17 protein-coding genes are annotated in these 15,059 nt (G+C 74.5%); 10 read left to right on the top strand and 7 right to left on the bottom strand.

From position 1 onward, the window contains the following. From ftsH to aroQ, 10 genes are all read left to right on the top strand, one after another. Positions 1-1,747 (top strand): ATP-dependent zinc metalloprotease FtsH (ftsH, locus tag RI554_05485; GenBank protein MDR9391464.1); only part of this gene is annotated, 1,747 nt, incomplete at its 5' end. Positions 1,748-1,846: 99 nt separating this feature from the next. Then, a complete protein-coding gene (pilM, locus tag RI554_05480; GenBank protein MDR9391463.1) occupies positions 1,847-3,031 on the top strand; it encodes a type IV pilus assembly protein PilM in 1,185 nt (394 codons plus the stop codon). Further along, positions 3,028-3,669 carry a hypothetical protein gene (locus tag RI554_05475; GenBank protein MDR9391462.1) on the top strand — a complete coding sequence of 214 codons (642 nt, stop codon included), beginning with the start codon at positions 3,028-3,030 and terminating at the stop codon, positions 3,667-3,669. The genes pilM and RI554_05475 overlap by 4 nt, the downstream gene beginning before the upstream one ends. Then, positions 3,669-4,286: a type 4a pilus biogenesis protein PilO gene (gene pilO / locus RI554_05470; GenBank protein MDR9391461.1), complete on the top strand. Its 618-nt coding sequence runs from the start codon at positions 3,669-3,671 to the stop codon at positions 4,284-4,286. The genes RI554_05475 and pilO overlap by 1 nt, the downstream gene beginning before the upstream one ends. After that, the gene (locus RI554_05465) at positions 4,283-5,395 is read left to right on the top strand and encodes a hypothetical protein (protein ID MDR9391460.1); all 1,113 of its coding nucleotides are present in this window, start codon (positions 4,283-4,285) and stop codon (positions 5,393-5,395) included. The genes pilO and RI554_05465 overlap by 4 nt, the downstream gene beginning before the upstream one ends. A gap of 2 nt (positions 5,396-5,397) precedes the next feature. Further along, positions 5,398-6,657: a secretin N-terminal domain-containing protein gene (locus tag RI554_05460; protein MDR9391459.1), complete on the top strand. Its 1,260-nt coding sequence runs from the start codon at positions 5,398-5,400 to the stop codon at positions 6,655-6,657. A 60-nt stretch (positions 6,658-6,717) separates the two neighbouring features. Next, complete coding sequence (aroC, locus tag RI554_05455) at positions 6,718-7,878, top strand: chorismate synthase (GenBank protein MDR9391458.1); 1,161 nt, start codon at positions 6,718-6,720, stop codon at positions 7,876-7,878. After that, a complete protein-coding gene (locus RI554_05450) occupies positions 7,875-8,519 on the top strand; it encodes a shikimate kinase (GenBank protein ID MDR9391457.1) in 645 nt (214 codons plus the stop codon). The genes aroC and RI554_05450 overlap by 4 nt, the downstream gene beginning before the upstream one ends. Continuing rightward, the gene (aroB, locus tag RI554_05445; GenBank protein MDR9391456.1) at positions 8,516-9,649 is read left to right on the top strand and encodes a 3-dehydroquinate synthase; all 1,134 of its coding nucleotides are present in this window, start codon (positions 8,516-8,518) and stop codon (positions 9,647-9,649) included. Before RI554_05450 ends, aroB begins: the two co-directional genes overlap by 4 nt. After that, positions 9,646-10,095: a type II 3-dehydroquinate dehydratase gene (aroQ, locus tag RI554_05440; protein MDR9391455.1), complete on the top strand. Its 450-nt coding sequence runs from the start codon at positions 9,646-9,648 to the stop codon at positions 10,093-10,095. The genes aroB and aroQ overlap by 4 nt, the downstream gene beginning before the upstream one ends. Positions 10,096-10,102: 7 nt before the next feature. Here aroQ and scpB read toward each other — a convergent pair whose 3' ends face one another. The 7 genes from scpB to tilS all read right to left on the bottom strand — a co-directional run. Then, positions 10,103-10,627: an SMC-Scp complex subunit ScpB gene (gene scpB, locus RI554_05435; protein ID MDR9391454.1), complete on the bottom strand. Its 525-nt coding sequence runs from the start codon at positions 10,625-10,627 to the stop codon at positions 10,103-10,105. 16 nt (positions 10,628-10,643) lie between these two features. Next, positions 10,644-11,048, bottom strand: coding sequence for a hypothetical protein (locus RI554_05430; GenBank protein ID MDR9391453.1), 405 nt, complete (start codon positions 11,046-11,048; stop codon positions 10,644-10,646). Beyond that, entirely contained in the window at positions 11,045-11,626 is a 582-nt protein-coding gene (locus RI554_05425) for a hypothetical protein (GenBank protein MDR9391452.1), read from the bottom strand. The genes RI554_05430 and RI554_05425 overlap by 4 nt, the downstream gene beginning before the upstream one ends. Beyond that, positions 11,623-11,997, bottom strand: a complete 375-nt coding sequence (locus RI554_05420; GenBank protein MDR9391451.1) for a hypothetical protein — start codon at positions 11,995-11,997, stop codon at positions 11,623-11,625. Before RI554_05420 ends, RI554_05425 begins: the two co-directional genes overlap by 4 nt. Next, the gene (locus RI554_05415) at positions 11,994-12,470 is read right to left on the bottom strand and encodes a prepilin-type N-terminal cleavage/methylation domain-containing protein (protein MDR9391450.1); all 477 of its coding nucleotides are present in this window, start codon (positions 12,468-12,470) and stop codon (positions 11,994-11,996) included. Before RI554_05415 ends, RI554_05420 begins: the two co-directional genes overlap by 4 nt. Before the next feature lie 67 nt (positions 12,471-12,537). Beyond that, positions 12,538-14,325, bottom strand: coding sequence for a translation elongation factor 4 (gene lepA, locus RI554_05410; GenBank protein MDR9391449.1), 1,788 nt, complete (start codon positions 14,323-14,325; stop codon positions 12,538-12,540). 58 nt (positions 14,326-14,383) lie between these two features. Then, positions 14,384-15,059, bottom strand: a 676-nt coding sequence (gene tilS / locus RI554_05405; protein ID MDR9391448.1) for a tRNA lysidine(34) synthetase TilS, incomplete at its 5' end; no start/stop codon positions are given.

The following is a 15,059-nucleotide window of genomic DNA, read 5'->3' as shown; positions in this document are numbered from 1 at the left end:
CGACGTGACGGAGGTGGACGGGACGCGCTACGCCACCCGCCTCGCGACGCCCCCCGAGGACCTGCGCCCCTTCACCGCCGCCGGCGCCGAGGTCACCGTCGCCCCCGACGGGATCGCGTGGGGCACCGTCGCGCTGTACGCCCTCCCCCTCGTCGCGATGGTGGCGTTCGTCGTGTTCCTGCTCCGCGGGCAACGCGCCGCCGGCGGCGGCGACGGCGGCGCCGGCCAGTTCGGCAAGAGCCGCGCGCGGATGGCCAGCGAGGAGGACACCGGCATCGGCTTCGCCGACGTCGCCGGCGTCGAGGAGGCGAAGGCCGACCTCGAGGAGGTCGTCGAGTTCCTCCGGGCGCCCGGGCGCTACCACGCGCTCGGGGCGCGCATCCCGCACGGCGTGCTGATGGCCGGCCCCCCCGGGAGCGGCAAGACGCACTTGGCGCGCGCGGTGGCGGGCGAGGCGGGCGTCCCCTTCTTCTCCATCAGCGGCTCCGACTTCGTCGAGATGTTCGTCGGGGTCGGTGCGGCGCGCGTCCGGGACCTGTTCGAGACCGCCAAGAAGAGCGCGCCGTGCATCGTGTTCATCGACGAGATCGACGCCGTCGGCCGGCGCCGCGGCATGAACGTCGCGGGGGGCAACGACGAACGCGAGCAGACCCTCAACGCCCTCCTCGTGGAGATGGACGGGTTCGAAAGCGACCACGACGTCATCATCATGGCGGCCACCAACCGCCCCGACGTGCTCGATCCGGCGCTGATGCGCCCCGGTCGCTTCGACCGCCAGGTCGTCGTCGATGCGCCCGACGTGCGCGGCCGCGAAGCGATCCTCCGCATCCACGCGCGCGACAAGCCGCTGGCCCGAACGGTCGACCTGCAACGCGTCGCGCAACGCACCCCCGGGTTCGTCGGCGCGGACCTGGAGAACCTGCTGAACGAGGGGGCGCTCGTCGCCGCACGGCAGGGGCGCCGCGACATCCGCAGCGAGGACCTCGACGAGGCCGCCGACCGCGTCACGATGGGGCCCGAGCGACGCAGTCGCGTCATCAGCGACCGCGAGCGGCGCATGACGGCGTACCACGAGGCGGGGCACGCCCTCGCCGCGCACCTGCTGCCGCACGCCGACCCCGTGCACAAGATCACGATCGTGCCGCGCGGCCGCGCGATGGGGTACGTCATGCAGGTCCCCGAGGAGGACCGCGCCAGCGCCAGCCGCGACGAGCTGCTCGACCGGATCGCGGTGGCGTTGGCCGGCCGCGTCACCGAAGCGCTCGTGATCGGGGACGTCACGACCGGTGCGCAGAACGACTTCCAGCAGGCCACCGATCTCGCCCGCCGCATGGTGACGCGGTGGGGCATGAGCGACGCGCTCGGCCCGATCGCGTTGAGCGCCGACGAGGGGACGTGGGCCGCCGCGAGCGACGCCGGCCGGGGGTACAGCGACGCCACCGCCCGGGAGGTGGACGCCGAAGTCAAACGCATCGTCGAAGCGCAGTACGAACGCATCGAGGCGCTCCTCGCCGCCCGCCGGCCCGACCTGGACGCCGTCGTCGCCGCCCTCACGGAGCGCGAGACGCTGCACCGCGACGAGTTCGAGGCGGTCCTGCGGGGCGAAACGCTGCCCGAACCGCCGCCGGTGCCCGACCCCCCGCGGTCGCGCGAGGAGGGCCGCAGCGACGGGCGGGACGAAACCGAGGATCGCGCGTCCGACGAGCGGCGCGACCCCCCGCCGGGCCTGCACCCCGAGGCGGGCTGACGCCCCCGTCCGGACCGGGCGCGTGCCGTCGTGCGCCCAAATTCACCGGGGCCTCCCGAACGCGCGTGCTAGCCTTCCGCTCAGCATGAAGGACCGAGCGTGACCCTCCGCGACCGCTTCGCGCGGCTCTTCCGCCCCGCCGTGCGTGCGGTGGGGCTGGAGATCGGGACCGCCAACCTGAAGGTGGTGGAGCTCGAGCCGGGGACGCCCCCCCGCCTCGCGAAGTTGGCGATGCGGCCCATGCCGCCCGGCCTGGTCGACGACGACCACGTCACCGACCCCGAGGGCCTCGCGCGCGAGGTCGGTACCTTGTTCGACGACGCCGGCATCGACGCGAAGCACGTCGTGACGGCGGTCGGGAACCGCCAAGCGATCACGCGCAACATCGAGATCCCGCGCATGTCCCGCGCCGAGGTCGCCGAAGCGATCCGCTGGGAGGCGGAACGCTACGTGCCCTTCCCCATCGACGAGGTCGCGCTCGATTACGACCTGCTCGACGACCCCGACGACGTCGCGGAGGGCGACGACCTGCAGGTCGTCATCGCCGCCGCCCGCCTCGACCTGCTCCGCGAGCACGTGCACGCCCTCGAGCTCGCGGGGCTCGAGCCGGTCGTGATGGACGTCAAACCGTTCGCGTTGTTGCGGTCGCTGAAGGGCGCCCTGTTGGGCGAACACCTCACGAAACGCACGCTGACGCAGAGCGGCTACACCGAAGGGAACGAGATCGGCGTGGTGCTGGAGATCGCCGCGAGCGCGACGACGATCACGTTGGTGCGCGGCGACCGGGTGTTGATGAACCGCAACATCGGGGTGTCGGGCGACGACTTCACGACCGCCCTGCAACGCCGCTTCGGTCTGGAGTTCGACGACGCCGAACGCCTGAAGCTCGAACGGGGGCGGGTCGTGGTGGACGCCGACGCCGAAGCGTCGCTGTTGAGCGTCGCAGCGTCCGACGACGACCGCTACCCACCCAAACACGTCTACGAGGCGCTCCGTCCGGTCCTGACCGACCTCACGACGGAGATCCGCCGCAGCCTGGAGTTCTTCCGGGTGCAGTCGGGGGACGCCACGATCGCGCGGATGTTCCTCAGCGGCGGCGGTGCGAAGCTCGCCGGCCTGCCCGACGCGGTCTCCGACGCCCTCGGCATCCGCGTGCGGATCGGGCACCCGTGGCTGTCGGTCGTCGTCGACGAACGCCGCTTCGACGCGACCTACCTCGAGACGACGGCGCCGGAGTTCGGCGTGCCGCTCGGGCTCGCCTTGCGGGGGGTGTCGGGCCCGTGATCGCCGTCAACCTCCTCCCGAAGGATCTGCGCGCGACGCGGCAGCCGCCCACCTGGCGGGTCGTCGCGGCCCTCGTGCCGCTGCTCGTCGCCGCGGTCGTCGTCCCCCTCCACGTCCAGGCGTGGCGGGCGGCGGAGGCCGCCGACGCGCAACGCCGAACCCTCGAAGCGCGCGTCGTGGAGCTTCGACCCACGGTCGACGCCCTCGCCCGCGCCGAAGCGCGGCGCGACGACCTGCAACGCCTCGCCGACGTGCGCGACGCCCTCGCCGCCGGCCGGATCGCGTGGACCGACGAGATCGCGGCGCTGTTGTCGACCCTCCCGACCGCCGGGCGGGGGGGCGCCCCGGTCCTGGACTTCGACAGCCTGTCGATGCAGGCGGTCATGCCCCCCGCGCAGGACCCCACCCGCTTCGAGGGGGCCCCGGTGTACGCGGAACTGACGATCGGCGGGACCGCCGCCAGCCTCGACGTGCTGTCCACGTTCGTCGGGAACCTCGAGGGGGACGACCGCTTCGGGGTCCTGTTCCAGAACGCCAGCCGAACCCGCGACGAGGGGGACGCTACGACGTTCGGCTACAGCCTGACGGTGGGCGCCCTCGACGGCGCCGCACCGGCCGACGGGGCGGAGGACCGCTGATGCGCGCCCGCCTCGCCGCGCTGTCGCCCCGCACCGTCGCGATCCTCGTCGCGCTCGCGTCGCTCGGCGCGGCGGGCGGCTGGTACGCGCTCGCCTACCAGCCGTTGCGGGCCGACCTCGCCGCCACCCGATCCGAGATCGCGGTGCTGCGCGCGGACGTCGCCCGCGCGGAACGCGCCCGCACCCGCCTGCCGCAGGTGCAGGCGGAGATCGAGGCGCTCGATACGGCCCGCGCGGCGTTCCTCGCGCAACTCCCTCGCGAGAGCGACGTCGCGGACCTGCTCGTGGCGCTGCGCCGCAGCGCCGACGCGAGCGGCGTGAGCCTCACCCGCCTCGCGCAGGGGGGCGTCCGCGCCGACGTGCAGCCGGACGTCCGCGCGCTCGCCTTCGACGTCGCCAGCGAAGGGACGTACGGCGCGACGATGGCGTTCCTCGGGGAACTCGAACGCCTCGAACGCTTCACGCGCGTCGACCGGGTCGCCTTCCGCTCCGGCGCCGCGGCGGCCGACCCGACCCTCGATGCGTCGTTCGGCGTGACGGTCTTCGTCTACACCGGGCCGGCGGCGGACGCGAACGCCGGCGTTCCCGCGGACGCCCGCGCGGAGGCGACGCCGTGACCCTCTCGAGGACCTCGCGGATCCTGCTCGGCCTGCTGCTGCTCGCCGTCGCCGCCTTCGTGTGGGTGAACCTCGCCGGCGGCGGGCTGGGCCCGCCGGCCCCCACCACCGCGGACGTGGCCCCGAACGATTCTGCGGCGAACGCCCCGGAAACGAGCGACGGGGAAACGAACGACGGGTCGCCGGCCTCCCGCGGGGCCGACGCCGACCCCGCACCCCCCGCGGCCGCCCCTCGCGAGGCGGCGGACGGCCCATCCGACGTCGACGTCGTCGCCCTCCCCTCGCAGGACGGAGGCGACGCACCGTCGCCACGGATCGTCGCGCGCGACGTGGAGCTCGCGACGTTCCCCGCGACGCCGACGCCGAGCGACGCCGAGGCCGACGCCGCCGCGGGCGACGCCGACACCGAAGAGGGCGTGCTCGGCGACGTGCCCGACCCCGCGCTCTCCGCGAGCGACGCCGTCGCGCGCGCCACCCGCCTCAACCCGTTCGCCTCCGTCGCGGCCGGCGTCGGGGACGCCGCGAGCGGCGCCAGCCCGACCGACGACCCCACCGACCCCGACCCCGACGTGGCGCGGGCCCTGCCGGCGCCGACCGTGCCCGCCACGCCCGACGCCGCGACCCCACGGCGGGCGCTCCCGGGGCGGATGCTGGCCTCATCCCCCACCCTCCTCCAGCGCCCCCGCACCGACCCCGGGCCGGCCGCACGAAGCGGTTCGGACGGCGGCGCGAGCGCCGCCGTGCCCAGCCCCGGCCTCCCGAGCGCCACCGTCCCCACGGACGCCGCCGGGACGCCGACCCTGCCGCAGGGGGCGGCGGCGACGTCGCCGGACCTCCTCGGAACGTCCGGAGGGGGCGGCCTCGCCACGACCACCGACGGCACCCTCGCCCCGACCCTCGACGCCGCCGGCGTCCGCTTCACCGGCTCGGTGGTCGGGTCGGTCGGCGTCGGCGTGTTCCGCATGGCGGGCGACCCCGCACCCGTCGTGCTCGCTCTCGGCCAGTCGCTCCCGGGGAGCGACATCGTGCTCGCCGACGTGGGTGGCCGGACCGCCACCTTCGCGCTCGGGGACGCCACGCACGTCCTGACTCTGGATCCCAGGCGGTGATCATGAAACGACGCGTACTCCTCCTCACGGCCCTCCTCGCGCTCGTCGCGACGGCGTTCGCGCAGACCGCGACGCTGCCGCCGGACGACCCGCGCTTCGACCAACCGGTCGCGCTGTCCACCGACGGGAACGGCGAGGCGCTCGACGTGATGGTCGCCGCCCTCGCCCGCGCCGTCGGCCTGACCCCCATCGTCGACGGCGTGAGCGACACGGTCGTGCGGTACGACGTGAGCGACCCCAAGCCGTTCCGGCAGGTGTGGGCGTTGGTGATGAGCCTACACGACCTCGATTACGTCCTGGACGCCAACGACGTGATCGTGGTCGGTCCGCCCGACGCGTTGGCCGGGTTCCGGCGTCAAGTGGGGCTCCCCCCCGCCGACGGCTCCAGCGCCGCGGCGCAGGTCGAACAACGCGTGTACGAACTGGACAACGCCTCCGCCGACGCGTTGGCGGACGTCCTGCGCGCCAGCGACTTCGCGGTGAGCGGGTCCGATGCCGACGCCGCCTTCACCGTCGCGCCCGACGCCCGCACGAACGCGTTGATCGTGACCGCCGCACCCCGCGTCCAAACCCGCATCGCGGAGCTCCTCCCGACGTTGGACCGCGAACAACCGCAGGTCGCGGTGAACGTCCGCATCCAGGAGGTCAACCGCAGCGTCGTGGAGACCTTCGGGCTGGACCTGACCGCGGCGCGTGGGAACGTCGCGACGACCCTGCTCGATACCGGCCTCGAGTTCCTGTTCGACGCGCAGCGCGCCATCGCGGACCTGAACGTCGTCGCGGTCCTCGACACGCTGGAAAGCCAGAACCTGGCGCGGCGCGTGGACGAATCGACGCTGACGGTGCTGAACAACGAACCGGCCTCGCTTCGGTCGGGCGGGGAACTGACGTTGATCGTCACGAACGCGGACGGCGACCCGGTCGAGTTGACGGTGGACTACGGCGTGAACGTCACCGTCACGCCGCGCGTCGCGGCGGACGGACGCATCACGTTGGCGATCGAGGCGGGCATCTCCGACCTGATCGAGGAAAGCCCGACGCTGGTGAACATCGCCGACGACTCGGTGAACTCGACCGTCACCGTCGATCCCGGCCAAACGGTCCTGATGGGCGGCCTGTTCGAAAGCACCTTCACGCGTAACGAGCGCCGCATCCCGGTCCTCGGGCGCCTCCCGGCGATCGGGGGCCTGTTCGGCACGACGGAAACCGACCGCCAGGAGACGGAGTTGCTGTTGATCGTGCGGGCCGACCGCATCGACTGAGGGGCTCCGGTCGGCCGCCTCGAGGGGCGTCCAGGACGGCGTGCGTGGTAGCCTCCCGGCATGCTTCGCTACCTCTCCGCCGGCGAGTCGCACGGTCCCGCCCTGACGATCCTGCTCGACGGCGTTCCCGCCGGCCTCGACCTCGTCGCCGAACGCGACGTCGACCCGTGGTTGCGGCGCCGCCAGGGCGGCTACGGGCGCGGGCGACGCCAAGCGATCGAGCGCGACGCGGTCCGCATCCTGGCCGGCGTCCGCGCCGGCCGCACGACGGGCGCCCCCCTGAGCCTGCAGATCGAGAACCGCGATTGGGGGACGTGGCAGGAGGTCATGGCACCCGAACCCGGCGGGGAACCCCGGAAGCGCGCCCTGCACGAGGCGCGGCCCGGCCACGCCGACCTGGCGGGCGGCATCAAGTACGGCCACAAGGACCTGCGCGACGTCCTCGAGCGCGCCAGCGCCCGCGAGACCGCGTCGCGGGTCGCGGGGGGCGCCGTCGCCCTCCGGCTGCTGGAGGAGGCCGGCGTCGAGGGTGCCGCTCGCGTCGTGTCGCTCGGGGGGATCGACTGCGACGGCGGCATGGACTGGGATCGCCTCGACGCGTTGGACGAGAGCCCCATCCGCAGTTTCGACGTCGACGCGCAGGACGCCATCACCGACGCGATCGACGCCGCGAAGGCGCGTGGCGACACGCTCGGGGGCGTGATCGAGGCGCGCTTCCGGGGGGTGCCCGTCGGGCTCGGGAGTCACACGCAGTGGGACCGGAAGTTGGACGGGCGGCTGGCGCAGGCGGCGATGAGCATCCAAGCGATGAAGGGCGTGGAGATCGGGGACGGCTGGCGCGCCGCGACGGTGCCGGGCAGCGACGTGCACGATGCGCTGTACCCCGGCGGCGGAGCGCCGGAACGCCGCACGAACCGCGCGGGCGGCCTGGAGGGCGGCATCACCACCGGCGAGGAGCTCGTGGTCCGCGCGGCCATGAAACCGATCGCGACGCTGATGCAGCCCCTCCCGAGCGTCGACGTCGTCTCCGGCCAGGCGGTGGACGCCGCCCGCGAACGCAGCGACACGACCGCCGTGCCGGCCGCCTCGATCGTGCTGCTGGCGATGGCGTCGCTCGTGCTGGCCGACGCCCTGATGGAGAAGTTCGGGGCGGACACCGTCGCCGAGATTCGTGAGCGGGTCGCCGCGCACCGCGCCGCGGTGGAGGCGTACGTCGGGTGACCCGGCCCGCCCCCGCGCCCTCCGGAGCGGACGACGTCCGCCCCGTGCGCTGGGTCGCCCTCGCGGGCTTCATGGGGACCGGCAAGAGCCGCATCGGCTGGGAGTTGTCGCGTCGCTTGCGCCTGACGTTCATCGATACCGACAAGGTCATCGAGCGGGTCAGTTGCCTCACGATCCCCGAGATCCTCGACCTGTACGGCGAGGCGGTGTTCCGCGACTACGAAACCGAGGTCGTGCGCCGCACGCTCCGGCTGCAGGACGTGGTCGTCAGCACCGGCGGGGGGACGGTCGTTCGGCCCCGCAACCGCGAGCTGCTGCGGGGGCGAGGACCGGTCGTCGTGCTGCAGGCGAGCCCCGAAACGATCTACAAACGCACGCGGCGCCACAAGCGTCCCCTCCTCGAGGTCGGCGACCCCACCGACCGCATCCGGACGTTGCTCGCCGAACGCGCGCCCGCGTACGACGCCGCCGCCTCGATCCGGGTGTCGGGCGACGACCGGGAGGCCGAGGACGTCGTCGAGGAGATCGTCGCGAAACTGACCACGTGGGCGGCCGCGCACCCGGCGTTGGCGCGGCGGGACCCCGACCCGCCCGCCGGCGCCCGCGGGGACGCGGCGCCCGCGACGGAGCGCGACGCGTGAGCGTCACGGTCGACGTCCGCGTCGATCCGCCGTACCCCGTCCGGATCGGGGTGGGCGTCGCGGCGGACGTCGCGCGGTACGTGCCGGGCGACGCCGCGATCCTGGAGGACGCGAACGTCGCGTCGCCGCACGGAGACGCGGTCGCGACGGCGTTGCGCGCCGACGGACGCCGCGTCGTCCGCCTCGCGGTGGCGCCGGGCGAAGCGAGCAAGTCGGTCGCGACGTGGGAAGCGCTCCTGCGCCGCCTCGCGCAGGTCCCCCTCGACCGCAGCGCGACCGTCGTCGCGGTCGGGGGCGGCGTGACCGGCGACCTCGCCGGCTTCGTCGCCGCGAGCTACCTGCGGGGCGTCGCGTGGGTGAACGTCCCCACGAGCCTCCTGGCGATGGCGGACGCCGCGATCGGGGGCAAGACCGGCCTCGATCTGCCCGAGGGCAAGAACCTCGTCGGTGCGTTCTGGCAGCCGCGGGCGGTGCTGATGGACGTCGGCGCACTCGCGACGCTGCCGGAGGCGGCGTTCACCGAGGGCCTCGTCGAGGTCGCCAAGCACGGCCTGTTGGCCGACCCGGCCCTCCTCGCCGCCGTGCTCGACGGCGCGTTCGGGCCCGACGCCACGCCGGACGCGTGGGCGGCGTGGGTCGCCGCGTCGGTCCGCGTCAAGGCGGACGTCGTCGCGCGCGACGCGCACGAGACCGGGGGCGCGCGGGCGACGTTGAACCTGGGGCACACCGTGGGGCACGCCCTCGAGGCGGCGTCGGGGCACGCCCTGACGCACGGTGAGGCGGTCGCGTGGGGGCTCCTGTACGCCGCGCACCTCTCGCACCTGCATCTCGCCCCCTCCGCAGCGGACGACTGGCGGGACGCCGCCCGGCGGTTGGTGCGGCGCGTCGCGCCCGCCCCCCCACCGGACGTCGCCTGGCCGGACCTCGCGGCGTACCTGCTGCGCGACAAGAAGAACCGCGAGGGGGCGGTGCGTTGGGTGCTGGCCGAACGGCCGGGCGCCGCCCGGTTGGTGGGGGACGTCCCGGTCGCGACGCAGGAGGCGGCCTGGCGGGCGTTCGCGGCGGACGTCGCGACCCTGCGCGACGACGGAGGGGCGGCCCCCCGCACGGAAAGGAACGGTGCCTCGTGAAGATCCTGGTGATGAACGGCCCGAACTTGGCGGCGTTGGGGCGGCGCGAGCCCGACGTCTACGGACCCACGACCCTCGCGGAGCTCGATGCGGCGTGCGTCGCGTGGGGCGCGGCGCACGGCGCGGAGGTCCGCTGCACCCAATCGAACGACGAGGGCACCCTGATCGATGGGTTGCACGACGCGGTGCCGGACGGCGTCGACGGCGTCGTCCTGAACGCTGGGGGGTACACCCACACGTCGGTCGCGTTGCGCGACGCGATCGCCGCGATCCCCGTCCCCGTGATCGAGGTGCACCTGTCGAACGTCCACGCCCGCGAGGCGTTCCGACACGAGAGCCTCCTGGCGCCGGTGTGCGCCGGCAGCATCACCGGTTTGGGGCCGGTGGGCTACCGGGCGGCGATCGAGGCGATCGCGCGGGGCGACGTCCCGCACGCCGGCGGGTAGCGCCCCCTCACCCCCGCAGGAAGCCTTCGGGGCCGTCCTCGAGCGCCGGCAGGTCCTCGAGGCGGGCGAGGCCGAACTCGACGAGGAACCGCTCCGTCGTGCCGTACAACAGGGGGCGCCCGATCACGTCCTTGCGGCCCACGACCTTCACGAGTTCGCGCTCCTGGAGCGTCTCCAGCGTCGAGCTGCACGACGCACCCCGGGCGGCCTCGAGGTCGCCGCGCGTGATCGGTTGGTGGTACGCGACCAACGCCAACGTCTCGATCGCGGCGTCGCTCAGGTGCGGAAGCGGCGGGGGCGCGAGGAACCCGTGGAGGTCCGGCACGACCGACGGGTGGACGACGAGGCGGTAGCCGCCCGCCACCTCCTCCACCCGCAGGCCGAGTTCGGCGTCGTCGAGGGTGGCTTGCAGGTCGCGGGTCGCCTCCTCCACCGCGTCCGGGGAGACCTCCAACGCCTTCGCCAGTTCGGGGGTGGGGACCGGTCGACCGGCCGCCAACAGGGCGGCGCTCAAACGGGCTCGTAGCGACACGCGGGACGATACCGCGTCAGGGCGCCGCGGCACGCACGGTGGCGCGCGCCACCGCCCGCCCGCGTCGCACCTCGACCTCCGCGTCGACCCGCCAGCCGTCCCCGTCCGAGGTGCCCTCCCACCGGACGAGCGTGCCGCCCGGGAGGCCGTGCACCTCCATCCGCTCCACGCTCGCGCGGACGCTCGCCCGCGACGGCGGTCCGGCGGACGCCGCGTCGCGAGGGGCGGCGGCGTGACGCAGGACTGCGCGGTACCCCGCGGCGTGCGCGTCGGCCGCCTCGCGGGCCAGGGTCGCGGCGTGCGCGTACCGCGCGCCCGCCAGGTCGACGTGCGCGAGGCGCCACGTCGCCGTCGCGGCGGCGGTGAGCGCCGTCCCCAGCAACAGCGCGAGGGCCAGCGCGGCCCCGTCGCGGCGCCTCACGGCGAGGGCCGCAGGTCGACGCTGCGGCCCCACGCGACCCACACCGACGTCGGGGGGGCGTCGACGAACGCGAGATCGACCCGGACGGCGCGCACCGCCCGCCACGGACCGTCGTCCCGCGTCCGGAGGACGCCGTCGGCCGTCCGGACGGCGGCGACGTGCAGGCGTTCGACCCCCAGCAGCCAGGGGCGGGCCCGCCCCCCGACCGGGCGGACGTACAGCGTCCATCGCCCCCGGCCGTCCCGCGCGGCGTACAGGTCGCGGTGGACGTCCTTCGTCTCGACCCGGGCGCGGTCGGCGGTGTAGCGGATGCGGAGCGCATCGCCGCCGGGACCGAAGGCGCGGTGCAGCTCCAGCCCGTCGCCCGGCACGGCGCGCCCGGCGAGGCGGAGTTCCGAGCGTACGAGGTCGGCGGCGAGGCGGGCTCGGGTCGCCGCCGCGACGTCGTCCGCGACGCCGCCCCCGAAGCGGACGGCGGCGGTGGCGAGCGGGGCGAGGAGGAGGGTGAAGACCGCGAACGCCGCGGCGGCGACGAGCGTCTCGAGCAGCGTCAGGCCGGCGGTGGGGGGACGCCTCACGGGCGGTACCGCCACACGTCGAGGGGCGGAGCGAGGTCCGGACCCTCGAGGCGGACGTGGTGCAACGCCCCCCCGTCGCATGGCCCGTCGGGGGCGGCGACGTCGCACCGCACGTCGGTACGGACGCAGAGGCGGGAGGCCGGGGCGCCCTCGGGGCAGGCCGGGAGGTCGGCCCACGCGGTGCGCCCCTCGTGCCGGAGGGCGGTCCGCGTCGCGGTCGCCGCCTCCAGCGCGCTTGCGGCGCGCGTCGCGTCCTGCGCGGCGAGCAGGAGCGTCCCGACGGCGGTCGCGAACAGCGTCCACAGCGCGAGCGCGACGAGCACCTCGACGAGGCCGAGGCCGGCCCGCCACGACGCGCTGCGCGGGGTCACGGCGCGACCTCCGCGAGGCGGAGCCGGCCGGAGCTGGCGACGACGACGTCCCACGTCGCGTGCGGTCCGGCGAAGCGGACGCGTCCACCGTAGACGCCGCCCCCCGCGAAGGCGCGACCGGAGCCGTCGGGCGTCCAACGGACGCCGTCACGCAACGTGCGGACGACCGCCACGCCGGCCGGCGGCGCGACGCGGTCGGTGGCGGACCGCGCCTCCCCGACGTGCGCCGCGAGGTCGGGACCGCCGCGCCACACGAGGAACCGTCCCGCGTCGGGCGCCCACCGGATGGCGCCGGTCCCGCCCGCGATCGCGGCGGCGCGGAGCGCGCGGACGTCGGCGGCGTACGCCCGAGCGGCGCGTTCGGCGGCGGTCGGCGTCCAGGCGCGGGCGGCGCTCGCGGCGAGGAGGGCGAGGAGGGCGAGGACGAGCAGCGTCTCGAGGAGCGTCACGCCCTTCGGGGTGCGGCGGCGCATGGGGTGAGGCTAGCGGCGTGGGGCGACGCCCGAGCCGGGGACCGGGACGCGGGCCGGGGGGCACCCCTCAGTCGTCGCTGGACAGCACGGCCAGGAACGCCTCTTGGGGCACCTCGACGGTCCCGAGCTGCTTCATGCGGTCCTTGCCCTTCTTCTGTTTCTCGAGGAGCTTGCGTTTCCGGGTGATGTCGCCGCCGTAGCACTTCGCGGTGACGTCCTTCCGGAAGGCGCGGACGGTGGCGCGCGCCAGGATCTTGCCGCCGATCGCCGCCTGGACGGGGACGGCGAACATCTGGCGGGGGATGACCTCCGCCATCCGGTCGACGATCTTCCGACCGACCTCGTACGCCTTGTCGCGGTGCGCGATGAACGACAACGCGTCGACCGGCTCTTCGTTGACGAGCACGTCGATCTTCACGAGCGCCTCCTCGCGCTCCCCGATCGGCTCGTAATCCATGGAGGCGTAGCCCTTCGTGAGGCTCTTGAGGCGGTCGTGGAAGTCGTAGAGGATCTCCCCGAACGGCACGTCGTAGCGGAGCTCCACCCGCCGGCCGTGATACACCATGTCCTTCAGTTCCCCGCGCTTCTCCTGGATGAGCTGCATGGCGTTGCCCACGAAGGCTTCGGGGACGTAGACGCTGAGGCGGACCCACGGCTCGCGCGTCGCGGCGATCTCGGTGGGGGGCGGCAACGTCGAGGGGTTGTGCACCGCGATCGTCTCCCCCGCCGTCGTGTCGACGTGGTAGACGACCGCCGGCGCCGTCGCGATCAACGAAAGGCCGTACTCGCGTTCGAGGCGGGCCTGCACGATGTCGGCGTGAAGCAGGCCCAGGTACCCGCAGCGGAAGCCGAACCCGAGCGCATCGCTCGTTTCGGGTTCGAACGTGAAGGCGGCGTCGTTGAGGCCCAACTTCTCGAGGGCTTCGCGGAGCTTCGGGTAGTCCTCGGTGTCGGTGGGGTACAGCCCACTGAACACGACCGGGCGGGCCGGCTTGAAGCCGGGGACCGGCGCGTCGCTGCGCCGTTCGGGCGACGTCAGCGTGTCCCCGATCTGCGTTTGCGCGATGTCCTTGATGCCGGCGGTGATCCAGCCGACCTCGCCGGCGGACAGGTCGTCGCTGACGGTCGGTTCGGGCTTGAAGAAGCCGACCTTGTCCACCTCGAACGTCGCGCCGGTGGACAGGACCTCGATGCGGTCGCCGGCCTTCACGCGACCGTCGAGGACCCGCACGAAGGTCACGACCCCCTGGTAGGGATCGAACACGGCGTCGAAGATCAGGCAGCGCAGCGGACCGTCCGCATCCCCCTGGGGGGGCGGGAGGTGCCGGACGATCCCCTCGAGGATCGCCGCGACATTCTCGCCGGACTTCGCCGACACCGCGACCGCGTCGTCGGCGGGGACGCCGACGATCTCCTCGAGCTCCGCCGTGGCGCTGGCGACGTCGGCGTTGGGGAGGTCGATCTTGTTGACGACGGGGAGGACCTCGAGGCCGTTCTCGATCGCGAGGAAGGCGTTCTGGATGGTTTGCGCCTCGACGCCCTGGCTGGCGTCGATGACGAGCAGGACCCCCTCGCACGCGCGGAGGGCGCGGCTGACTTCGTAGTTGAAGTCGACGTGCCCGGGCGTGTCGATGAGGTTGAACAGGTACGTCTCGCCGTCCTCGGCGGTGTAGTAGATCCGCATGGCGGTCGCCTTGATGGTGATGCCGCGCTCGCGCTCGAGCTCGAGGGTGTCGAGCATCTGGTCGCGCCGCTCGCGTTCGTCGACGCTCTGCGTGAGCTCGAGGATGCGGTCGGCGAGCGTGGACTTGCCGTGATCCACGTGCGCGATGATCGAGAAGTTGCGGATGTTCATTCCGGGGGATCATACCCGCGCGGCCGGCGGGACCCCGTTCGCGCCGGCGGGGCCGACGCTACCGCCGGCGTGCGGCGAAGAACGGCGCGAGCGGGGCGGCGGCCTCGCGCGCGAGGACGCCGCCCCGGACCTCCGGCACGCGTTTGAACGCCCCGGCGCTCAGGTCGACGACGCTGCCGAACGCCCCGTCGCGGGGGTTGGGCGCGCCGTACACGACGCGGGCGAGGTGCGTCTCCAGCGCCGCGCCGGCGCACATGGGGCACGGTTCGAGCGTGACGTACAGCGTCGCGCCGGCCAAGCGCCAGTCGCCGTCGCGGCGTGCCGCGGCGCGCATCGCGACGAGTTCGGCGTGACCGGTCGGGTCGGCGTCCGCCTCCCGCGCGTTGCGGCCCTCCCCCAGCACGACGCCGTCGCGAACCACGACCGCCCCGACGGGCGTCTCCCCCGCCGCGGCGGCCGCCTTGGCGAGCGCCAGCGCGCGACGCATGAACGCGCGGTCGGGATCGACGGCGTCGGGGTCGTGCCCCTCGGCGATGGCGACGCCGTCGATCCACCCGACCCGGTCGCCGCGCGCCAGGACCCGGACGGCATCCCGCGCTTCGCGAGGGATACCGGCGTCGCGCAGCACGTCGCGCACGGTGCGCGTCCCGCCGGGGAGGCGGATGCGGTCCCCCGGTCGGGGGGTTCGGAGCCGCCAGGGGCCGTCCTCGAGCAGGGTCGGGGGCGCCCCGTCC

The sequence above is a fragment of the Trueperaceae bacterium genome (assembly GCA_031581195.1).
GTDB lineage: Bacteria > Deinococcota > Deinococci > Deinococcales > Trueperaceae > SLSQ01.
This window is presented reverse-complemented; position numbering and strand designations above follow the sequence as displayed.

Bases quoted from the DNA above. Each gene is read 5' to 3' on its own strand.
- pilO (MDR9391461.1), top strand. From the start codon at position 3,669: ATGCGCGCCCGCCTCGCCGCGCTGTCGCCCCGCACCGTCGCGATCCTC.
- RI554_05460 (MDR9391459.1), top strand. From the start codon at position 5,398: ATGAAACGACGCGTACTCCTCCTCACGGCCCTCCTCGCGCTCGTCGCG.
- aroC (MDR9391458.1), top strand. From the start codon at position 6,718: ATGCTTCGCTACCTCTCCGCCGGCGAGTCGCACGGTCCCGCCCTGACG.
- RI554_05415 (MDR9391450.1), bottom strand. From the start codon at position 12,470: ATGCGCCGCCGCACCCCGAAGGGCGTGACGCTCCTCGAGACGCTGCTC.
- lepA (MDR9391449.1), bottom strand. From the start codon at position 14,325: ATGAACATCCGCAACTTCTCGATCATCGCGCACGTGGATCACGGCAAG.